General features: G+C 44.1%; 18 protein-coding genes and 1 pseudogene. 15 read left to right on the forward strand and 4 right to left on the reverse strand.

Annotated elements, in window-relative coordinates:
- Window positions 1-46: 46 nt before the first annotated feature.
- The 7 genes and pseudogenes from AB4180_RS04420 (at window position 47) to gntR (ending at window position 6,566) form a co-directional block, all read left to right on the forward strand.
- Window positions 47-604 carry a TRAP transporter small permease subunit gene (locus AB4180_RS04420; RefSeq protein ID WP_102249350.1) on the forward strand — a complete coding sequence of 186 codons (558 nt, stop codon included), beginning with the start codon at window positions 47-49 and terminating at the stop codon, window positions 602-604.
- Window positions 597-1,919 (forward strand): TRAP transporter large permease subunit, encoded by a 1,323-nt coding sequence (locus tag AB4180_RS04425; RefSeq protein ID WP_017059512.1) that lies wholly within the window; start codon window positions 597-599, stop codon window positions 1,917-1,919. Before AB4180_RS04420 ends, AB4180_RS04425 begins: the two co-directional genes overlap by 8 nt.
- A gap of 118 nt (window positions 1,920-2,037) precedes the next feature.
- On the forward strand, window positions 2,038-2,535 hold the full coding sequence (locus AB4180_RS04430) for a gluconokinase (protein ID WP_102249349.1): 498 nt from the start codon (window positions 2,038-2,040) through the stop codon (window positions 2,533-2,535).
- A 3-nt stretch (window positions 2,536-2,538) separates the two neighbouring features.
- A complete protein-coding gene (gndA, locus tag AB4180_RS04435; protein ID WP_102249348.1) occupies window positions 2,539-4,047 on the forward strand; it encodes an NADP-dependent phosphogluconate dehydrogenase in 1,509 nt (502 codons plus the stop codon).
- 244 nt (window positions 4,048-4,291) lie between these two features.
- Window positions 4,292-4,498: pseudogene (locus tag AB4180_RS04440) on the forward strand (peptidase T); the annotation flags it as partial.
- A 24-nt stretch (window positions 4,499-4,522) separates the two neighbouring features.
- Window positions 4,523-5,254: a dipeptidase PepE gene (gene pepE / locus AB4180_RS04445; RefSeq protein WP_012600367.1), complete on the forward strand. Its 732-nt coding sequence runs from the start codon at window positions 4,523-4,525 to the stop codon at window positions 5,252-5,254.
- A gap of 310 nt (window positions 5,255-5,564) precedes the next feature.
- Window positions 5,565-6,566 carry a gluconate operon transcriptional repressor GntR gene (gene gntR / locus AB4180_RS04450; RefSeq protein ID WP_029222988.1) on the forward strand — a complete coding sequence of 334 codons (1,002 nt, stop codon included), beginning with the start codon at window positions 5,565-5,567 and terminating at the stop codon, window positions 6,564-6,566.
- A gap of 114 nt (window positions 6,567-6,680) precedes the next feature.
- Here gntR and AB4180_RS04455 read toward each other — a convergent pair whose 3' ends face one another.
- The 3 genes from AB4180_RS04455 to AB4180_RS04465 form a co-directional block, all read right to left on the reverse strand.
- Window positions 6,681-7,463 carry a siderophore-interacting protein gene (locus AB4180_RS04455; RefSeq protein WP_102249346.1) on the reverse strand — a complete coding sequence of 261 codons (783 nt, stop codon included), beginning with the start codon at window positions 7,461-7,463 and terminating at the stop codon, window positions 6,681-6,683.
- A gap of 203 nt (window positions 7,464-7,666) precedes the next feature.
- Entirely contained in the window at window positions 7,667-8,977 is a 1,311-nt protein-coding gene (locus AB4180_RS04460) for an MFS transporter (protein ID WP_347231284.1), read from the reverse strand.
- A gap of 433 nt (window positions 8,978-9,410) precedes the next feature.
- The gene (locus tag AB4180_RS04465) at window positions 9,411-10,781 is read right to left on the reverse strand and encodes an L-serine ammonia-lyase (protein WP_017098384.1); all 1,371 of its coding nucleotides are present in this window, start codon (window positions 10,779-10,781) and stop codon (window positions 9,411-9,413) included.
- Window positions 10,782-11,156: 375 nt separating this feature from the next.
- Between AB4180_RS04465 and AB4180_RS04470 the strand changes: the two genes are divergently transcribed.
- Window positions 11,157-12,035, forward strand: a complete 879-nt coding sequence (locus tag AB4180_RS04470) for a YdcF family protein (RefSeq protein WP_017098383.1) — start codon at window positions 11,157-11,159, stop codon at window positions 12,033-12,035.
- 211 nt (window positions 12,036-12,246) lie between these two features.
- Here the strand turns inward: AB4180_RS04470 and AB4180_RS04475 are convergent, their stop codons facing one another.
- Window positions 12,247-12,501 carry a DUF333 domain-containing protein gene (locus tag AB4180_RS04475; RefSeq protein WP_009845615.1) on the reverse strand — a complete coding sequence of 85 codons (255 nt, stop codon included), beginning with the start codon at window positions 12,499-12,501 and terminating at the stop codon, window positions 12,247-12,249.
- Window positions 12,502-12,871: 370 nt separating this feature from the next.
- On the opposite strand from AB4180_RS04475, the gene AB4180_RS04480 reads away from it, so the two are divergent.
- From AB4180_RS04480 to AB4180_RS04510, 7 genes are all read left to right on the forward strand, one after another.
- Window positions 12,872-13,390, forward strand: a complete 519-nt coding sequence (locus AB4180_RS04480) for an NUDIX hydrolase (RefSeq protein WP_009845614.1) — start codon at window positions 12,872-12,874, stop codon at window positions 13,388-13,390.
- A gap of 504 nt (window positions 13,391-13,894) precedes the next feature.
- Window positions 13,895-16,006: an LruC domain-containing protein gene (locus AB4180_RS04485; RefSeq protein WP_017098381.1), complete on the forward strand. Its 2,112-nt coding sequence runs from the start codon at window positions 13,895-13,897 to the stop codon at window positions 16,004-16,006.
- A 12-nt stretch (window positions 16,007-16,018) separates the two neighbouring features.
- Window positions 16,019-16,552, forward strand: a complete 534-nt coding sequence (locus AB4180_RS04490) for a hypothetical protein (protein ID WP_017098380.1) — start codon at window positions 16,019-16,021, stop codon at window positions 16,550-16,552.
- Window positions 16,553-16,778: 226 nt separating this feature from the next.
- Window positions 16,779-18,542 (forward strand): ABC transporter ATP-binding protein, encoded by a 1,764-nt coding sequence (locus AB4180_RS04495; RefSeq protein WP_102249343.1) that lies wholly within the window; start codon window positions 16,779-16,781, stop codon window positions 18,540-18,542.
- Window positions 18,536-20,320, forward strand: a complete 1,785-nt coding sequence (locus AB4180_RS04500; RefSeq protein WP_102249342.1) for an ABC transporter ATP-binding protein — start codon at window positions 18,536-18,538, stop codon at window positions 20,318-20,320. The genes AB4180_RS04495 and AB4180_RS04500 overlap by 7 nt, the downstream gene beginning before the upstream one ends.
- Before the next feature lie 129 nt (window positions 20,321-20,449).
- Complete coding sequence (locus tag AB4180_RS04505) at window positions 20,450-21,289, forward strand: tetratricopeptide repeat protein (protein WP_102249341.1); 840 nt, start codon at window positions 20,450-20,452, stop codon at window positions 21,287-21,289.
- A 145-nt stretch (window positions 21,290-21,434) separates the two neighbouring features.
- Window positions 21,435-22,691, forward strand: a complete 1,257-nt coding sequence (locus AB4180_RS04510; RefSeq protein ID WP_009845607.1) for a peptidoglycan DD-metalloendopeptidase family protein — start codon at window positions 21,435-21,437, stop codon at window positions 22,689-22,691.
- Window positions 22,692-22,771 lie beyond the last annotated feature (80 nt).

Consider the following 22,771-nt stretch of genomic DNA (forward strand, 5'->3'; position numbering starts at 1 on the left):
CGGGGGAGGGCATTGCTCTCCCGTATTCTCCCAGGAAATTTGGCTCATGACCGATAAAATCCCCCACGCCCCAGCTGAAAACGACGAGCAACCAAGAAATGCGCTTGATCGTTTTGTTATAAAGTTCAGTAATCTCGTTAGCTGGTTGTTTATTTTTACTGTATTGATTTCATTTTATGAAGTTGTGATGCGTTACGCATTCGATGCCCCGACCACATGGGTACATGAAACAGCTTCTTTCATCGGTGGTTCATTATTCATTATTGGTGGCATCTACGCGTTGGCTGCGAATAAGCATGTACGTGTGGTTCTTATTTACGACTCAGTCTCTAACCAAGCACGCAAATATCTTAATCTTGTTCACCACATTGTAGGTTTGGCCTTTGCCGGCATGCTCGCTTATGCGGCTTACTTCACCGCAGAGGAAGCATGGTTTGCACCTTGGGGTGAATTCCGCCTTGAAACATCAGGTTCAGTGTTAAACGCGCCTTATCCTGCGCTGCTGAAAGGCCTGATCTTTGTCGTTTTGTGTGTTCTTGTTGTCCAGTTTGTATTGCACCTAATCCAAGAGTTGATGGGTCTAAGGAAGAATGACGATGTTTGATTTATCTTCTATTGGTATCGCATGGGGCAGCTTGCTCATGCTGGTTATGATGATTGGCTTGCTACTGACCGGTATGCAGCTAGCGTTCGTAACAGGCTTTGTCGCGATTTTCTTCACTCTATGCTGGTTTGGCCCTGATGCCTTACCTTTGATCGCAAGCCGTACCTACAGTTTTGCTTCTGGTTATGTGTTCTTAGCAGTACCGATGTTCGTTTTGATGGCGGCTTTATTAGACCGTTCGGGCATTGCTCGCGATTTGTTTGATGCAATGAAATCTGTCGGCCGTAAAGTTCGTGGTGGTGTGGCAGTACAAACCTTATTAGTCGCGGTTCTATTGGCTTCGATGTCGGGCGTTATCGGTGGTGAAACGGTACTACTGGGTATTCTGGCACTGCCACAAATGCTTCGTTTAGGTTATGACCGTAAGCTTGCTATTGGTACAACCTGTGCAGGTGGCGCACTTGGTACCATGCTTCCGCCAAGTATCGTACTGATCATCTACGGTATGACAGCCAGCGTATCGATTGGCGACCTGTTCAAAGCGTCTTTCTTGCCAGCGTTTATCCTTGCGGGCTGTTACATTGGCTACGTATTGATTCGCTGTAAGCTGAATCCTTCTCTGGCTCCTCTTCCGAGTGATGATGAGACAGAAGAAGATATCGCAAATCAGCCAAGCTACTTCAAGGCTCTGTTCTTCCCACTGCTTTCTGTAGCAACAGTTCTAGGTAGTATCTACACGGGTATCGCTTCAGTAACAGAAGCGTCTGCATTGGGTGTGGTTGGTATCATGATCAGTGCGCTTATCCGTGGTGAGTTGAATTTCAGCATGTTGAAAGAGAGTGCCATCGCAACCATGCGTACCTGTGGCATGATCATGTGGATTGGTATCGGTGCAAGCGCATTGGTTGGTATCTACAACCTGATGGGCGGCATTGATTTTGTTGAAGAAACCATCCTTGCGCTCAGTGGCGGTAACGCGACAGTAACGCTATTAATCATGATGGCTATCTTACTGGTTCTAGGCATGTTCCTTGACTGGGTAGGTGTGGCACTTCTAACAATGCCAATCTTCGTTCCGATCATCACTGGCCTTGGGTTCGACCCAGTTTGGTTTGGTGTTGTGTTTTGTCTAAACATGCAGGTGTCGTTCTTGTCACCACCATTTGGTCCAGCGGCTTTCTACCTGAAATCGGTAGCACCAAAAGACATCAGCTTAGGTGAGATTTTCTCTTCACTACTGCCGTTCATTGCACTTCAAGTATTGGTGCTGGCACTGGTTATTATCTTTCCTCAGCTCGCGCTTTGGTGGCAATAACAGCAAAGGTTCCAGAGCGAGTTTAACGTTCAGGAACCTATCAACAGCAACACAAGTTTAACTATTAGATTCGATTGTCAGCCCCTGTTTTGGTTGGGGCTTAGGGAAGGCTTGCCTTATGAAAAGCGAAAAAATACTCGTGATGGGCGTATCTGGATGCGGGAAAAGCCTAATTGGTAGCCGTATCGCACAGGCTTTAGAGCTTCAATTCTTTGATGGCGATGACTTCCATCCGCAAAGTAACGTAGAAAAAATGCGTAAAGGTATTCCGCTGACTGACGAAGATCGTCAAGGGTGGCTAGAAACACTCAACAAGCAATACATTGAGCAGCCAAGTGCTGTGATTGCTTGTTCTGCATTGAAACCTCAATATCGAGACATTCTACGAAAGAACAATGAAGGCTTAGTTATCGTGTACCTACAAGGTAGCTTCGACACCATTTGGAACCGCCATAAAGCGCGCGAGAACCATTACTTCAATGGTCAAGAAATGTTGAAAAGCCAATTCGCAACCTTGGTTGAACCGAATGAAGCCGATGCGTTGTTTGTTGATATCTCACAAGATGTCGAACAGGTAGTAGAAAGTGCACTCAAACAAATTAAGCAGATAGGCTAAACCATGACTCAGTTAAAAAACGACATCGCGATGATTGGTTTGGGTGTGATGGGCAAAAGCTTAGCGTTGAACCTACTCGACAATGGATTCAACGTCGCGGGTTTTGATTTAAACGCTGACAACATTGAACGTGCAAATTCAGAAGCGAAGCAGCTTAATGAATCCTTTGACGGCAAAGGTCAGTTCACTAAAGGCACTAGCCTTGAGCATGTGTTGCAAGGGCTAGCTAAGCCGCGTGTAATCGCTTTGTCGGTTCCTGCTGGAAAACCTGTCGATATCGTCGTCAATAGCTTGCTTGATGCTGGCTTAGAAAAGGATGACATTGTTATCGATACGGGTAACAGCCTTTGGACAGATACCGAAGCACGCGAAGTGAGCTACAAAGGCAAGCTTCGTTTCTTTAGCACCGCTGTTTCTGGTGGAGAAGAAGGGGCTCGTGTTGGCCCTGCACTAATGGCGAGTGGTGACCAGTCGGCTTGGCAATATGTGAAACCGATGTGGGAAGCGATTGCTGCAAAAGTGGATGCTAATGGGCTACCGGTTGGTCAGTTTGAAGCGGGTGAAGCATGCGCTGCGTATGTTGGTCCTTCTGGTACAGGGCACTATGTGAAAATGGTACATAATGGTATTGAATATGCCGACATGCAGCTTATTTGCGAAGTGTACCAGTTCATGCGTGATGTGCTTGAAATGCCAGCTCAAGAGATTGGACAAGTCTTTGAACAATGGAACAACGGTGTACTTAATAGTTACCTGATGGAAATCAGTGCCGATATTCTTCAACAAGAAGATGTTGTAACGGGTAAGCCGTTCGTTGAGGTTGTGCTTGATAAAGCAGGGCAGAAAGGCACGGGTTTGTGGACAGCAGTTAACAGCCTGCAAGAAGGTTGTCCAACGCCAACCATTGCACAGGCGGTTTATGCACGTGCGATGAGCGGTCAAAAATCACAACGTATTCAAGGTAGTCAGCTTCTAAAAGGCAGTATTGCTGATGCCAGTCAGCTGGATAAAACAGAGGCTATTTCTGAGCTTCACGATGCTCTATATTGCGCCAAGTTGTCTGTTTACGCGCAAGGTTTTGATTTACTGAAAACAGCGTCAGACAAAGAGGGATGGAATCTCGATTTCACTCAAATAGCTAAGATTTGGCGAGCTGGTTGTATTATTCGTGCCGCTTTCTTGCAAAGTATCACATCGGCTTACCAACAAAATAGTGAGCTAGCGAACCTGTTGTTTGATGAGGCTTTCATCAAACAAGTGAAAGAGCGCGAGCTTGCTTGGCGCATCGCGGTAGCGAACTCAGCTCTGTATGGTGTGCCGATGCCGGGAATCAGCTCTGCTCTGAGTTACTTCGACTCATTACGTTGTGAGGTGTTGCCTGCAAATCTGCTGCAAGCGCAACGTGACTATTTTGGTTCTCATACTTATTCGCGAGTCGATAGAGATGAAGCTGAAAAGTTTCACGTGACTTGGAGTCAGTCTCCAAGAACTGAAGTAAAAGTGAACGCTTAAACAATCAATAACGCCCTCAAATAAGAGGGCGTTATTTTTATTCATTTTAAACCAAAACAAACATGTCAACAGTGTTGAATAAATCTATTAACTACTGACGCCACCATAACGTATGACCATCATCTCAACATGACTATCATAGGTTGCGCACCTTTGGTTGTGGGGATAATAGATTCCCTTGATTACTTCATGGCTGTTTTAGAAAAGTTTTCCCCAAATTGAAAAGATGTTTAATGATTTCGATTATTCCAATAATACTGGAATAGAAATGCGTACACTTCCTTCGCGTTATGGTTATGACGGAACTGTTTTATCTCAAAAGGTCATTCCTTTTCCGAACTTGTTTACTGGCGCACATTACTTCCCCTCAATTTATGAATACTTACCCGTAGAGTCTTTGAAAGCGGCAAGTGCTGTAGTTCAAGAGAATATCAAAATAATATATAGTAAATTTGCAAATTGTAGTGAGGTTGTAATGAATGTAATGCTATTTAGTAACGGTAAGTTACCAGGTGACACATCACTTTTGGAGTATGGTAAAGAGTGGATTCGTCCAATGATGGAAAAGACTCAGCCTAAAAAAATGTTGTTTATTCCATTCGCAATGATTCGAGGGCAATACTCGGATCGCACGCAGCAATTACAGCAAGTGTTCGATGAATATGATTGCGAAGTGGTGAGTATTCATGAAGCCGAAGACCCAGTGCAAGCCTTGAAAGAGGTTGATGGTATCATCATTAGTGGCGGTAATACGTGGGTACTTAACCGTATGCTTCACGACCTAGGCTTGGTAACACCGATGCGTGATGCTGTGATCAACAAAGGTAAGCTGTTTATTGGTTGGAGTGCGGGAACAAATGTCGCAACCCCAACGATCCGTACTACTAATGATATGCCAATTGTCAGTGCTGCTATCTTGCCTGCGCTTAATTTTGTGCCATTTCAGATTAACCCTCACTATATAGAAGCATCCATTTCTGGGCATATGGGCGAAACACGTGATGAACGTATTGAAGAGTTCTTGTGCATGAACCCAAGTGAAGTCGTTGTTGGTATCCCTGAAGGGACGATGCTGCAAGTGTGTGAAGGAAAATTAACGTACCACACCGCGACAGGCAAGCCAATGAAGCTCTTTAAGCATGGTCAACTTGCTGAAACGTTCACGGCGGACAGCGATCTTGCATTCTTGATGGACATCGGTTGCTAGGTAACGAATAGAGACAGGCTACTGCCTCTTAATAGGGGTTGGCTATGTACGCAATTGCAATGGGTTATACGAAACCCCAATCTTGATCATCCAAGGTTGGGGTTTTTAATACGTAATATACACATCAAGTGTAAGTTGAGAACTTATTGACCATCGTCTTCGAAAATAAGAATTGTTAGTTTTATTGGTGGCAAAGCGACGTGTGTGTTTATGATCTGATATCAAGTTTTAGGTGTTTAGTTCTTCTAAAGTAGTCGAAATTCGTTACTATGTTACCAGTAACATTAATCGTAACCATGATGCTGTCAGTATGCTAAGTAAGAAAAAACGTCCCACATTACAAGATGTTGCCAACCTAGTTGGTGTCACCAAAATGACCGTCAGTCGCTGCCTAAGAGACTCTTCACAGGTATCAGAAGCTCTGCGCGATAAGATCAGCGCTGCAGTAGACGAGCTAGGTTATATTCCTAATCGTGCGCCAGACATTCTTTCCAATGCAAAAAGCAATGCGATTGGTGTTTTGGTTCCCTCGTTAACCAACCAAGTTTTTGCTGAAGTTATCCGTGGCATTGAACAAGTCACAGCGCCCGCAGGCTACCAAACCATGATTGCCCACTATGGCTATAGCGCTGAACTGGAAGAGCAGAGCATCGCTTCACTGCTTTCTTACAACGTTGATGCGATTATCCTTTCAGAAAATGTGCACACTGATAGAGCGCGTAAAATGCTGCAGACTGTTTCTATCCCTGTGATTGAAATTATGGATTCGGTGTCTCCCCGTATTGAACAAGCAGTGGGCTTTGATAACTTTGAAGCGGCTAGAGCGATGACTAAAACCATGCTCGATCGAGGGCGTACCAATATCGCTTATTTGGCTGCTCGAATGGATGAACGTACTCGCTTGAAAATGGCGGGATATGAGCATGCGATGCAAGAAGCCGACAAAACGCCAGTAACGCTGCAAACGGAAGACGCGTCCTCGTTTACTTTAGGCGCAAAACTGATTGGTGAGTTACTTGATAAGCATCCTGAAGTGAATGGTATTTTCTGTACTAACGATGATTTGGCCATTGGTGCTTTTTACGAATGCGTACGACGTGGTATTCAAGTACCCGAGAAGATGGCGATTGCGGGTTTCCACGGACACGACATCACAGTGGCGATGACGCCGCGTTTAGCGACTGTAGTAACACCAAGGGAGCAGATCGGTAAAGTCGCTGCACAGCAAGTTGTAGCGCGTCTACAAGGCAACAAAGAATGGGTGGCGAAGCTGGATCTCGGTTACGAGATTGAAGTGGGAGAGAGTATTTAATCTTACACTTCGGCTTTGCTCTTCATTGGATTCAAACTAAAACGCCCTTAACGAGACGAACTTCGCTAAGGGCGTTTTTTATTTATCTGGCAAAAGATGTATGTAGTAACAGACTTAACCCGCTAAAGCTTGAGCATCTTGTTGCTTCAACACTTTGTGGCCATCTTCAGTGACGCCACGCTTCCAATAACTGCTAATGTAGATGTTCTCTTTCGCGACTTCTTTTTCGTTTCGGAAGTATTGTCTCAGCTCGCGCATGCTTTCAAATTCACACGCTGTCCAAATCGAAACCTGACCGTCTAACCATTCTAAATTGCGAACCGTTTGTGAAAGTGTTTCTTCAGTTTCATCTTCAATTAACCAAGTGACTTTTATACCTTGAGGTGCTTCAAGCGTTTGTTTATCTGTTGCTGAATTGATCTGGATGACGGCGTGCCCTACGGCGTGCTCTGGAAGCGATTTTACTTTTGCAGAAAGCGCAGGTAGGGATGTCATATCTGCAACTAAGAAGAACCAGTCTGACTCTAGGTTAAGTCCTTGAATTAAACCTGGGCCAGCCACTGAAACTGTGTCACCCACTTTCGCGTTCATTGCCCACCTTGCTGCAAAACCACACTGTAAATCTGTGGTGATGTGGCGAACGAAATCAACCTCAATCCAGTTTTCTACAGGGTTGTACTGACGAATGGTGTAAGTGCGCATGGTTGGGCGCTCACCATCATTCAGTTGGCTTAAATCGGTTGTGCCCAATGGCGAGAATAAAAGCTTGATGTAGCCGCCGGCACATTCGGTTGGATACTTACTTAATCCTTCACCGCTAAGCGTTATACGCTGCATGTTCGGTGTAATGGTTGAGGTTTGAGTAACAGTTAATGTGATAGGGCTAGGCTTGCTCATATAAGGCTCTCTTAGATTTTGATTCCGACATCATAATCCTGAACTAAAAAACACTCAATACTAATAGTTATCATTTACTTTGATTTACACAGAGCAACGTAATTTGAATCACCTATCTATTTACCCTGGCATCCATACCGACAAAAAAGCCCTTTAGAAAACTAAAGGGCTTGAAGCGTTAGCGCTATTTAACGTGAGCAGAATTAGCTGTTTGCTTGCTCTAGTTCAATCGTCTCATCTGCGGCTTTCGCTGCGTCTAGCATCTTACGAATAATGAACGATGCTGCCATTGCGATTGCTACAGAGAATAAGCTTACTGAGAAGTTCTCGATGTGCTTAGGTGCAACAGACAGAATGAAGGCTACAACCATAGAACCAACAATAACTTCACCAAATGCCAGGAAGAAGTGGATTGCTAAGAACACTTCAGGGCGAATCAGAATATCCTCACCTACGGTCGTTACTGCCATCGTTAAGATACCGAAAGCGATCGCCGTCAGAATGAAAGAGAAACCTACTTTGGTTGCGGTAGAGAAGTGAATGTTTTTCTTTTCTAGCTTAGAGAAGATACCCGTAATAATAGGGCCTGCAACCATACACCAAAGTGGGTTCATTGCCATTGAAGCTTCTGGGGCTACAGGGATGAAGCCGAGTAGATCGCCACGCATTGTGTTGATCGCTACCATTGTCATCGACGTCATCATTTGGCCGTAGTACACGAAGAAGCATGTCGTCAGGAATGTGATGATTAAGATAGTACCCATTTTCAGCATGTCTGATTTCTTCGATTTCATCATCAAAGAGACAAAGTAGATGATCGCTGCACCACCAATTGCGTACACAATGTTCTGGCCGATATCCATGTTAGAGAACATGAAAAATACCAAGCCAATCATTGCAGCAGAAAGACCGAGGAACGCAGCCCAGTTTTTCGTGCTAACTGGTTTTTGGTCGATTTCAGCACTTGCTTCAACAAGGCCTTTGCGAACAAAGAGCATCATCAGAAGTGCAGCACCGGCTAGAACACCTGAGAGAAGGAAGCCACCGTGGAAACCGACAACTAGCACTAGCATTGGGAACAGGTATTGACCTAATAGAGCACCAATATTGTTTACTGAGTAGTTGATTGGGTAGCAATTTTCGAAATCTTCTTGAGTTTTGAACGTGCGTTTGTAAAGACTTGGGTAAGAAGGGGACATCAAACCACGCGCATAACTCGCTAAAGCAATACCACATAAAGCCATTGGAACATTAGTCGCTGCGGCACCGAGTACCAGTAGACCATAACCACTTGCGAATCCGAGAAAGGCAATGGTCAATGATCGGTATGCGCCTAAAAATTTGTCGGCGATGAAACCGCCTGCGATAGCAAATAGCGGTCCGATTGCAGAGAAAGCACCAACAACCATCATGGTGTCGGCTTCGTTGTAGTTCAGATCTTCAAGGAAGAAGCGAGTCAAGATCACCATGACGCCATAGAACGAAAGTCCGAACATCATTTGGCAGAACATCATTGATTTGTTTAATCTATTCCACGTTATTTTATTCTCACATTTGTGTTGATATGTAGTGTAATTACCCAATTATAATATCATTAATAGCAATACATAAAATGAAACATTTGCTGTGTTCGTTACTTTGCTCTCTATATCTTTTCTTATCGGGCGATTCATTTTTCTCATGCATTAAATGTGCAATATTAGATTTTGCTAGTGGATGGTTATGTAAATGTCGGTCAGATTTATTTGTTGCTAATTCGCGAGCCAAGAACGGAAAGTTACAGGTGGTAATCTTGTAAAATATTCAAGTGAGTATCACTTTCAATTAGCTGTTGGATTTTAGCCAATAAAAAAGCCAGCTTGGTGGCTGGCTATGTTTGGGTATCGAAAACGACGTTTACGAGAATGCCGTCTCTACAGCGGCTTTCTCGACTCGTGTTCTTAGCGGTTATTCACAAGGAGGAGCCATGTGGATCACGGCCAAGCCACCTAAGGACGTTTCACGGTACTTCTTGTTCATGTCTTTACCTGTTTGGTACATGGTTGCGATAACTTTGTCTAACGAGATAAGACACTTGCTGGTACGTTTCAGCGCCATACGTGATGCGTTGATGGCTTTCATTGCGCCCATTGCATTACGCTCGATACATGGCACCTGAACAAGACCACCGATTGGATCACATGTCATGCCTAGTGAGTGTTCCATAGCGATTTCAGCTGCTATGCAGATTTGTTCGTTGCTACCACCGCGTAGGGCGGTTAAGCCTGCTGCCGCCATTGATGAAGATACGCCAACTTCGCCCTGACAACCCACTTCTGCACCAGAAATCGAAGCGTTGGTTTTGTACAAGATGCCAATAGCGCCAGAGACTGCTAAAAAGTCTTTCAGCTGCTTGGTGTCTAGTTCTTTAATGAAACGATGGTAGTACATTAATACCGCAGGAATAACGCCAGCCGCACCATTGGTTGGAGATGTTACCACTTGGCCACCCGCTGCGTTTTCTTCACTCACAGCAAAGGCAAATAGGTTAATCCAATCCATGATCTCCATTGGATCGTTTTCAATCGAAGCATTCGCCTCAAGCTTTTTCAAAAGAGCTGGCGCTCGACGTGTCACTTCTAAACCGCCATCAAGAATACCTTCGGTGTCAAAGCCACGCTGCATGCACAGAGACATCACCTTCCAAATTTGGTCAGCTTTTTGGTCAATCACGTCCATGCCTTGAAAAGACACTTCATTGCGCAGGATTAAGCCACCAAGGCTAAGCCCTTGCTGCTCTGACAATTCAAGTAGTTGGTCGGCAGAAGAAAAAGGGAACTCAACTTGTGTTTCTGCTTCTTGCTTGCCGTTTTGTAGCTCATCAGCGGTTGCAATAAAGCCACCACCAATTGAGTAATATGTTTCCATCTCTAAAAGACTACCGCTTGCGTCAAAAGCAGAGATGGTCATGCCATTTTCATGCAGCGGAAGGTTGGTTTTATGGAACAGCAAGTCGCTTTCTACGTCGAAGTGAATTTCATGGTTACCGCTAACCAGTAGAGACTTATCTTCAATTGCTTTACGCATTGCTTTGTTAGCACTGGTAATTTTAATGGTGTCGGGGCGGTTGCCGAGTAAACCTAATAAGGTCGCTCTGTCTGTATGGTGACCAATACCCGTTAATGACAACGAGCCGTATAAGTCGATTTGAATACGCTCTACTTGTGTAAGCTGAGCATCAATTTTTTGGGTAAAGTTAAACCCAGCGATCATTGGTCCATTTGTGTGGGAGCTGGACGGTCCAACCCCAATTTTGTAGATATCAAAAATAGACAGCATAGTAACTTCCTGTGAAGACGGTTCGATGAACGAACTCTGTGTAAAATTTGTATTTCGTTAGTTCCACTTCTTTGGGTGAAGCAGTTCTTTGGCTGAAACAGCTCTTTGGCTGAAACAGTACTTCGATTGAGCTGGTTCTTTGCTTTAAAGGTCTCTTTTATTGAAACTCGTGTTAACAAGCATAGAGCGATGAAATACAAGAGCGTGCTATGTTTGCTTTAAAGCGACACGTCTATTCTTGTATGACCCGAGATGTTGCTATCAATAGTGAGCATTATTGAGAGCAACATGTAAGAATTTCAAAATACTTTTGTTAATAAGTATTGTATACATAATTCACTCCATCTAATCACTAAAACGAGACTTGAACATAAAATGAGCATTATTCACCTCCTTATTGTGCTAGGTAAGCGACTTAATGAGAATAAATTGACTAATGAAGGAATCAGTCGAGTTGATGCTTTAGTTGAGTATCTGGCTGGGCCTTTGGCTGAAGAGTCGAACCAGCAAACGGCTGTGGCGTTCTGTGGTGGGGTGACACAAGGCCAAACCGTTTCTGAAGCCGATATGATGCACGAGTATTTTCGAGAGCTTGAAAATCAACGTGAGTATCCGTTTCCCATAGGGGCGGTTTTACTTGAGCAGCATTCGACAAATACGGTTGAGAACATTCAAAACTTGGCCTCAGAGATGATTGAAAGTGGGCTGTTTACACGCGGGCAGAGTGTGACGGTGACGTTCGTTTCTAATGACTACCACTTACAACGTATCTTCGAGATTCAATCGCTGATGGACGAGCAAGGTTTGCTTAAGGTTTTGGTCGAGAAGTGCTCTGCACTTGGGGTGGAACTACAAATAGATCCTCAGCGAGAGGCTCATGTCGCAGTGCCATACCCTCATCAAACAGAGCAAGGGCAATTGTTTCTGTTAATGGATGCTCTGACGACCTACCGAGTCTATCTTGAAGGTGTCTCTGTGGGTGCATTTAAGAGGGATTTGGATTCAGTAAGACGAGAGCCAGAAAGGTTGTCTTTGGAAGCCTTGTTAGCGGCAAAGGAGTTAGTCGGGCGTTCATCTCATTTTGATATCGTAGAAAGCTTGCTTCCAGTGTTGGAGACCTGCATCCAAAATACCCCAGTCGGAATCGACATAGAAATAGTTAAGGAGTACCTAGCATTGCTCGATACTAACCTGACTTTATTGAATCGTTATTTAGATCCAGAATCAGATCACACACATCGCTGGTGGAGATAGCGAAAACACCAATATTAGTAATACAGGTAGGTAGCCAAAAGGTGCTTTGTGTATGAGGGTGATGTGTGTACAAAGTTGATGTGTATAGTAAGGTAAACCGACCGCTCGATAGCGAACAGTTTACCTAATGTCATGTCATTTGACAGGGTGGCATTAGTGAAGGGTCAACGTCGTGTATAGGTGTGACGTCAACAGTTCACGATGTCGCAGCTTAGCTTTCTTCTTTTTGCTCATGGTTGTTGCGGTAGTATTCCCACTGTTCGATACGTTCACCGTCATCAAATACACAATAAGTAGTGCGTTGATTGTTTTCAGTTACGGTGTCTAATTCACCATCTTGTTGAACACAATAAACCGCAGCTGGGTTAGCCACTGAAACACGTTGGCCTTCGCTATATTCTGCATAGTCGTTTGCACAACCGCCCAACACAACGGCAAATACAGCCATCAAACCAATTTTCTTCATGTTTATCTCCTACGTGATAACTCTATAATCGAATGCGTTAAGTTCTACAGAACCAGATTAGAAGCTCTATGAAACTAGTATATTTTAGATTTCAGAAAAGGTTGTTCTAATTTGGTCAAGATATTGAAATAGGTTGATATTTCGCTATTTTTAACTGCTTTTTGAGTGTTTGATCATGCTGGCATAGCTGGTGCTCTAACAGGAACGGTCTCTGTCAATAAAGTGCTACTTGATGGTTATTTCTACTAGATAGCAGTGGGGGAACAGCGATCAAAAGCAGAGGTTATGTGTTCTTTCAGGGGACGGAGAACGTCGAATCTATTGATGATTATGATATGATGCCGCCAAATTCAGTAGAGCAGTCAGAATCATGAGACACCTAAAAACCACTATTCACCCTGATATCGATCACCTAGACAATAAGACGGTATATAAGCGCAATGCTGCACGTGCGATTGTGTTAGATGGCGAAGACATTTTGATGCTTTATACAGAGCGTTATCACGACTACACCATTCCTGGTGGTGGTTTGGATGACGGTGAAGATGTGATCGCAGGTATGGTCCGTGAGCTTGAAGAAGAAACGGGTGCGAAGAACATTCACAGTATTAAACCGTTCGGTATTTTTGAAGAGTTTCGTCCTTGGTATAAAGATGATGCAGATATAATGCACATGATTTCTTACTGCTACTCATGCAAGATTGATCGTGAGCTTGGCGAAACAGCTTACGAAGACTACGAAGTGAAAAACGGGATGAAACCGGTGTGGATGAATATCCATGAAGCGATCGCTCACAACGAAAAGACCATGGCTGAGAGCCCTAAAAAAGGCATGAGCATTGAACGTGAAACCTTTTTGCTGCATCTAATCGCAAAGGAAATGCTGTAACCCTTTTGATAAATCAAAACTGTTTAAAAGTAGAATGTTTTAAACAGTTTTGTTCACCATGAACCAACAATAATTCCTCCCTCCTTTAGTTGAGCTAACCCATCGTAATTTGAGTTTTAAGCAAAACGCCTCCAGTCCGTAAACAACCTATCCGTTTCCAACCAGCATAGAACGTTTCTTTATCTAACAGACTTTCAAGTTGACTAACCTCTCATCAAATTGATTCTTATTTTGAAGAAAAGACCGTTTCATTCTGACTGTAATTTCAATGTGGAAAAATAAGTATTATTTTTCAATGTTATACGGTGATTTTGAAACGATCGGAAACTTGGCTTCTCTTTTGCTTATTTGTATTAAGCAGCTCGCTTTATCGGCACCAACATAATAAACAAAGATGCGAATAGTTTGTTTCAGAGTTAACTGAGACGCTTCTTTAACTTGCCGTTCAGAGTTCACACACTTTTCAAGGAAATCGCTCATGCGAAGAAGAAGTCGAGGTTTACTATGAAATACAAGCAAGTTATTTATCTTATGACGGCCGTTGCCAGTGCCCCTGTCTATGCAACGACGGTAGATTTGGACTTTTCAAATCATGTAGAGGCGACGAACGGCAGCAGTTCCTGGGCTGGGCCAACCTATGATGGATCTTCGATGCACTTCCTCAACGTTGGTACACATGATGGAAAAACAATAGATGCCAAAGTGTCTAGTAGTGTGTTCGGTGATGCGACATTTTTGTTTCATGCTCCTAACTACAAAGTTGGTGCAACACAACCCTCAGGAGATATTGGTTTTCTCTATCAAACTAACTCTGCGGGCTCTGCAGGTCTAACCTATACCTTTGAATTTTATGATGGTACGGATGGACTCTCAGGTACGTTCTCAGTGCCTTATACACTTCCCGAATTTGACATGATTGGCTATGACATTGATGGCGAACCCGTGCAGTCGGAGCAAGTAAGAGTGTTTAAAAGTGAAGGTTTCTACAGTTATCAACTTGGTAGTGCTAGCGCGAGTTTGACGGCGGAAGAGAGTGCCGATGGAACGTCGGTTCTATTCACCGGGCCAGGTACGAACTATTCGGAAACCGACACTTCCGGTGCTGTAAAATTCACCTACAAGAATACCTCGATTGTAACTCTACAATTTGAAACGGTTACGAGCAGTAGCAGTAGTTTCCCCAACCCGATTTTCTCGGCATTTGACGGTAACTGGGACTTATCTGGATTTACTACGCCAATAGAAAGTTCAGATGAATCTGATTTTGGTGACGCTCCTGATAGTTATGGAACGTTGCAGGCGAGTAACGGTGCTGAGCATGCGATATCTTCCACACTGTACTTAGGTGCTAGTGTTGATGCCGATACAGATGGCCAACCTGGTGCATCATCCAACGGCGATGATTTGGATGTTGGCGGAAATGATGATGACGGAATTGCACTGTTGACGAATCTTGAAGTCGGCTTAGACAGTTTAATTAATGTCAACGTTGTGGGGAGTGGTTATCTGCAAGCTTGGGCTGACTGGGATATGAATGGATCTTTTGAGGATGACGAGCAGATATTAAAAAATCATTCTGTTGTAGATGGAAGCCAAGTCGTCCCTATTCGAGTGGGTGATGATGCTGTCGTTGGGAGCGTACAAACTCGATTCCGTTTAGCGAGTAGCCCTAACATTCCGAGTGACGGTTATGTTGGTGATGGTGAAGTTGAGGACTACGTGTTTAACGTTACGGATCCTGGCACAACGGTTCAACATTCGAATTACTATACAGCGGCCTTCGAAGATAATTGGCCAGAAGTTGGTGACTTCGACTTAAATGACGTTGTGGTTTACTACCGCACCACCATTTTAAGTAAAGAGGACGCAGTGCTTCGAATGGATATTACGGGAACCATAATGGCCTACGGTGCTTCTTATGGTAATGGACTGGGATGGAAGCTTGATGGCTTCGATGAGTCAGATGTCGATCTTCAAACGGCTCGAGTGCAAAAGAATGGCGCGACTCGGGTAAATATTTCGCCGTTTACGGGTGAAGACAAAAGTGTTGCATCGCCAGGAGGAGACCTCGTTGTTGTCGCGTCGTTGAACCTAAAAAATGATCTGCCGATTAACGGTGAGTGTATGTTCCACCGCACTAACCCTTCTTGTAGTCCGACTTTAGAAGCTGACCAAATGACGTTCAGTATTTCTCTGCCGTTTGCTTCTGGAAACGAGCCCACAGCGAGTTCACTGATGCCATTAAGTGGCTTCGACCCATTCATCTTTGGTGCGGGAGCGGGTTATTACCATGGTGACAGTTTCTCTACATCGCCAGGGAAAGACTTAGAAATCCATACTGCGGACTTCCCACCAACGTCGCGTGGCACGTTAGTGAGTGATTTCTATGGTATTGCACAAGATGATTCAGACCCGTCTAGTGATAAATATTACCGAACGACACAAAACATGCCTTGGGGTATCTTAATTTCATCACCTTGGAATCATCCATCAGAATACATTGATGTTAGTGAGGTGTACCCCGAATTTGCTGAGTGGGCTACATCAGGCGGTGCTTCAAAACCAACGTGGTACCAAAACCCTAACGCCAACAAAACTTGGTCAACGGAAGATTAATCAGGAGGATTTATGAAAACAATCAAACTAATTTTGAGTGGTGTAGGCTTTGTATTCCTTTCAGCTTGTGGCGGCGGAGGTGGAGGTGATAGTACCGCTTCATCTCCAAGTGCTGTCGCTCCTCCGAGCAATACTACGGCTCCGGTCCCCGTCACTCCTCCGAGTAATTCGACCGTTGGTAGCAATAACGTGGTGACACCTGCTCCAGTAGTGATACCGCAGTCTATTAAATCATCTGAGTTATCTATACCGGAAGGTTTTGATTTTTCTACGGAGAGAGAAGTGTCTGTAAACGTTGACGTAGCAAGCTCGCAAAGTTCTCGAGGTTTTATGAGTATTTATACAGAATTCAATGGTGATGTTGTCGATTACACCTCACAAGTGCTGAGGAGCCCAATCAATCAAGATATTGAGTTCTCTACAACTCTCCTTTTGCCCAATCATGTTGATAAAGTGTGGGTTGAAGTCTGGTATCCGTCGGCAATGGGAAGCGAAGTGAAACTCCTTGTAAACATTGAGGACGATAATGTAGACGTGATTCTTTAATCTTTATCTTCTACCAAACAACGTTACCGCTATTTCGGCGGTAACGTTGTTTTAGGTGCTTTTGTTGTGAATTTTTCTAACATCGAGACCTGAGATAACCTGTATAAAATGAATGGAGTGATATTATCAATCTGGTGTTTTAGGTGTATCTTTACTTAAGTGACGCTCGTTTCTAGCTTTACGAAATCACCAAAACTCGGTGAGCCTGCCCTAAATAAAGAAGACTATGAATAAAAGACAGTTTGTTGCCCACTATTTGCGCATGAATCGCACCTCGTACTTACTGGCGATTGTGTTCATTTTTCTCGTTAACTGGTTACAGGTAGAGATCCCTCGTTATATCCAACTTGCCATCGATCTTATTGAGGATGCTTCAACAACGGGCCATCAGCAGCTTCAAACCTATGTTTGGATCGTGGTCGGCATGTCGGTTGCCATGGTGGTGGTGAGAATTCTGTCTCGTATCTATGCGCTTAATCCGGGGCGAATTACAGAAGCAGCACTAAAGAGTACACTTCTACAAAAGCTGAATCGCTTACCGAGCAGCTTTCATGAACGCTTTGCATCTGGTCGGCTCATTTCAATCATGAATAATGACCTTAGCGGCATCCGACTGATGTTTGGTGTGGGGTTTCTTCAGTTCTTCAACGCGTTACTCGCGCTATCGCTGACACCTCTTTATATGTGGCGTATATCGCCAGAACTCACACTGTATTCGATTATTCCTATCTCAATCGCTTTTGTGATTTTTCGGGTGGGCTTCAAGCGTATGAAAACGCTGCATTTAGAGCACATGAAACGTCTGCAAAACTTGTCTGCTCAGCTAATGAGTTACCTGTCTGGGATTGATTTGATTAAGAGCCAGCAGATGTCACCTTGGGTGAAAGCTGAAACTGAAAAGCTGAATCAGTTATTACTTGAATGCCGCCTTAAAATTACACGTATTCAAGTCTTCTTTATGCCAGTACTCGACTACGCCAATGACCTGATGAAAATCATCATTCTTGGGCTCGGTGGCTACATGTTAATGAGACAGGAACTCACACTTGGTGAGATTACTGCCTTTCTGACTTACTCGGTTTTGCTCGCAATGCCATTGATGCAGCTTGGCAGAATCGCGACCATTTATCAGCGTGGCATGGTCGGCATTCAAAGTGTACAAACCATTCTTAATGCAAAAATTCCAGACCTTGATGAAGATAAGCTCACTGAGTTAGATGTTGAATCGTTGAAGGGAAAAACGTTTTCTATTCGCAACCTCAGCTTCAGCTATTCAGGTGAAGAGCGTCTGATTCTCGATGACATCAGCTTTGACATTCCAGCAGGTAAGAAAGTGGGTGTGCTAGGCGGAATCGGAGCGGGTAAAACGACATTAGTGAATTGCTTGAACCATCACTTGGATGTACCAGAAGATTCAGTTTTCCTAGGCGAAAGAGATGTCACTAGCTTCTCACGCAGTGATTTGCGCCGTTACGTGAAAACCGTGACGCAAGACCCTTATCTGTTTTCTGCAACCGTCGAAGACAATATCCGCTTCGGTAGCTTAGATACTGACTTGGCAAAGAGTCAGGTTGATGAGGTTTTAGAACTGAGTCAGTTAGCCAATGACGTTACACGTTTTGAGCATGGCGACCAAACCTTAGTCGGTGAGAAAGGGATCATGTTGTCGGGTGGTCAGAAACAGCGCTTGAGCATTGCTCGATCTTTATTGCAACCCACCGACCTGATCATCATGGACAACGTTCTATCGGCTGTCGACTATGAAACAGAACGTAAGATTTTAGAGGGCTTGTTTAAGCGCTTGGAAAATCAATCGGTACTTGTGGTTTCACACCGTGTTAATGCCCTTGAATATATGGATGAAATCATCGTGTTGAACGAAGGTAAGGTGATTGCGAAGGGCGACCACGCGACGTTATTGAAAACGTGCGATTACTATTACGATACATGGCAGTTACAGCAGAATGAAACGGAGGCAGCAGCATGTTAAAAGGTGTTGATCTCAAGTACCTCAAGCACTTTTTTAAGTTTGCTAAGAAATACAAACGCTCTGCGATTCTGGGCATTGCTATGCTTCCGCTCTCTGTCATTACAAGCCTATTGTTTCCTTGGCTGATCATTCAAGTGATCGATGTTCATTTAGGTCATGGTGATATGGATGGACTGCTCGAATATGTCTTCTATCTCGTTGCCGTGCTGGTGGCGAGCTATGTGGTGGATACCACCTATTCGTACAACCTACGTAAAACGGGGCAGTACACGATAACCGACATGCGCTCAGTGTTGTTTGCTCGTGTGCTTAAACTGCCGTGCAGCTATTTTGATAACACACCGATTGGGGTAACGCTCTCACGATTAACCAGTGACTTGGAAACCATTGGCGAGACGTTTGTTCAGTCGGTTGTGGGGCTAGTTAAAGACAGTATCAATACCATTGCTCTGTTGGTGATGATGTTCTTCATTGATTGGCAGTTAACGATGATTGTATTGATCATTATGCCACCGGTGATGTATTTGACGGTGTATGTGAGAAACCGACTTCGTGAACTGTACAAGGTGACTCGTTCTTCGCTCGCTCGTGGTATTGGCTTTTTACAAGAAGTCTTATTTGGTATGAAAACCGTTCAGATGTACCGAGCGGAAGATCAAGTAGAACAGCGTTACCAAGGCTATACCGATGAGTTTTTAAGAGCGCAGAAAAAGATAAATAAATACGATGCGATTTTGTTCTCGTTTATCTCCGGCATCACCTCTATCACCATCGCAATTATGATCTGGTATGGCTCGGAGCAAGTGATAGAAGGGGCTCTCACCTTGGGTGTGCTGATTGCGTTCATCAACACCTTAGAGAAAGTGTTTGTTCCGATCCGTGACTTTACTTCGCAGATCGCTTCGATTCAGAGTTCATTTGCAGCGTTTGACCATATTGAAGAGCTGTTTGTTGAGCCGACTGAAGAGGAAGGACGCAACCTGCTGCCATCTAACAAGGTTGAAAAACAGCTCGAACAATTTGTGAGTCTAGAGTTCAAGAACGTGAGCTTCCGTTACAAAGACGGCTCTCCATATGTTCTAAAGAATGTCTCGTTTGTATTGGAGAAAGGGCATCAAATCGCCCTTGTGGGTTCGACGGGTTCGGGTAAGTCGACGATTCTGCGTCTAATCTCTAAAACCTACCAAGACTATGAAGGCAGCATTTTGTTGAATGGATTAGAGCTGTCTCAGATCTCAAGCGAAGACTCTGCTCACTTGTTCTCAATGATGATGCAAGATGTGCACTTGTTTGAAGAGACAATCCAATTCAATATCGCGCTGGGCAAAACGCATCTATCTAGAACTGAGGTTGAACAAGCAGCACGCTATGTGTACGCCGATAAGTTCATTGAACAATTGCCACAAAGCTATGACTTCTATTTGGAAAAGAACGGCTCCAACTTGTCTGTGGGGCAAACGCAGCTTATTTCGTTCGCTAGAGCGGTTGCACAAGGTGGACAACTGATGATGCTTGATGAAGCAACTAGCTCGGTGGATTCAATCACCGAAGACCTGATTCAAAAAGCAATGCAGCGTCTGTTTAAGGAAAAAACCGTGATTGCGATTGCACACCGTTTGAGTACCGTTCGTCACTCAGACACGATTCTTGTGTTGGAAAAGGGTGAAATTGTTGAACAAGGTAACCATCGACAGCTGATAGCACACAATGGAATTTATGCAGGATTGTTGGAAGAGTCGGTGGTTGGAGGAATCGATTGTAGAAAGAGTCGATTGTAGAAGTGAGTGACTATCGAGCTATAAATAACTATTAACTAATACGAATAAGCCAAACTTGTCGACTTCCTAGCTTGTATGACTATTACAAGATACAGTTAGCCTAAAGATGAAACATATAAGGAATGTATAATGCTTCGAATCTTATTGATTGCAGTTATCTCGGTGTTCAGCACGATGAGTTTTGCAAGCGAAGAGGTTGAGTACTCAGAATTGGACTATTTAGATCGACCGTTGATGGAACGCTATATCTTGGATGAATTGAAGCAGCTAAGAATGGACCAACAAGATCTTGAAAGACGTTTGACTATTCAGATGACCGACCGGGAACTGACTGTGGCAGACAAGTCTCTGAATTACGCCAATGTAACCGTAACCTACTTCTTCTACATTATTGCCGGTGTTGCCTCCCTAATTGCACTGGTGGGTTGGCAATCACTGAAAGATCTCAAACACACCACCAAGGAAATGGCTGACCAGCGATTGAATTCGATTGCTCAAGACTATGAGAAGAAGTTTAACCTTCTTGAAAGGGATCTTAAGCGCAAGACTCGAATCATCTCAGAGAACAACCGAGAAATCGAAATCATCAATGAGATTCACAACTTGTGGTTGAGGGCTCAGAATGTTCAAACTGCCGAGCAAAAAATTGAAATCTACGATGAGATCTTAAAAGTCCGCCCAGGTGATTTGGAAGCACTAACTTACAAAGCTGATGCCGCAATGGACATGCAGGAATACCACTGGGCGATGAGCTTATGTAATCGCGTGTTGGAAGTGGACGATCAAAACGCTCACGCCTTGTACCAACGTGCTTGTGCTTACGCAAGGTTAGGTGCTGAAGGCCAAGCGATCGATGACTTAGAGCGTTCTATTGAAGCGAGTGGTTCAATGAGAGAGTTGCTAGCTGAAGAGCCAGACTTTGAGATGCTGCGCGGCTTAGATCGTTTTGAAGCGCTTTGTGAAGAGTAATGTCATTTAAGGTGGTGGGCTTCACACGCCCACCATATTTTGGCAACTTTTACGGAACGGTTTCTTACATTTCGCTTATTTCACTGAATCAATTGTTATGTTATAACATTTGAAAAGTTCATTGTGATAACCGTTAAGTATTTTTATGAAGTTCCTCCGCACTGGCCTGATTGTTACTGCTATCAGCGCATTTTCACTTGCTTTATATCTTTCTCTTTCTCCTGAACCACCAGAAGACATCGCTATCAAAATTACACCTTACCAAGGTGTGGTTTCGGCTGATGAGAAGCCATCGAGTTCAGACGTTGAGTCAAGTTCTCTGGTAAGAGTTCATTATTTTGTCAAAGTTGGGGATACACTCAGTAATGTATTTACCTCTTGGAAACTCCCTTACGGAACGGCTCAAAAGATACTTGAGGCCGATCTAGAATCACTGAAACTGGACACGATCAAGCCTGGTGATCATCTAGAGTTGTTGTTGGATAGTGACTCTAAGCAGCTAGTCGAATTGATTTACCATGAGAGCTTGGTTGAGCAGGCTGTTTACACAGAAAATGATGACGGTAGTTTTAGTTATCAGTTCATCGAGACTCCTGGGGAATGGAAAGAAAAGCTGTACGCAGGTGCGGTGCAGGGTAGTTTTTCCACGTCAGCTTACAAGGCCGGTTTAACCAGTGCCCAGATAGCCAATATCACTCGAACGCTGAAAGATAAAATTAACTTCTCCAAAGATCTCAGAGCTGGCGACAGCTTTAATGTTTTGGTTAAAGAGCAATACATGGAAGATCACTTAACGGGTAAGACTGAAGTGCAAGGGGTCTCTATCAAGCTACGAAATAGGGAAGTGGCGGCTTTTCTTGCTGCGGATGGACGTTTCTATGACCGAGAAGGGAATAGCCTTGAGCAAGCTTTCAATCGATACCCAATAGACAAACAATTCCGAAGAATCACTTCATCATTCAACCCATTCCGAAAGCATCCTGTGACTGGACGTGTATCGCCGCATAATGGTACTGATTTCGCCACACCTGTGGGTTCACCCGTTTATTCAACGGGAGACGGTAGGGTTGTGGCACTTCGTGACCATCCATACGCAGGGAAATACATAGTGATAGAACATAACAGTGTTTACAAAACTCGTTATCTGCATTTGAGTCGATTCTTGGTTAAGAAAGGGCAACAGATTAAGCGTGGGCAGGAAATTGCGTTGTCGGGTGCAACAGGCCGTTTAACAGGGCCTCACTTACATTTTGAAGTGTTGGTACGTGGAAGGGCGGTCGACGCGATGAAGGCTGACCTGCCTTTGGCAAGCTCTATATTACCGAAAGACAAGGGGACGTTCCTCGCTCGAATTGCCTCTTTTGATGAGATCATCTCTGAGCAAGAAGGCAGAACGAGTTAAATTCACTTCAGCCACGGCTTATCCTTATTCCAACCTTCTGGTGATAAACAAACCGAACGTTGGAATAAGCATTTATTGAA

This window comes from Vibrio sp. 10N.286.49.C3 (assembly GCF_041469545.1).
Taxonomy (GTDB): domain Bacteria; phylum Pseudomonadota; class Gammaproteobacteria; order Enterobacterales; family Vibrionaceae; genus Vibrio; species Vibrio tasmaniensis_A.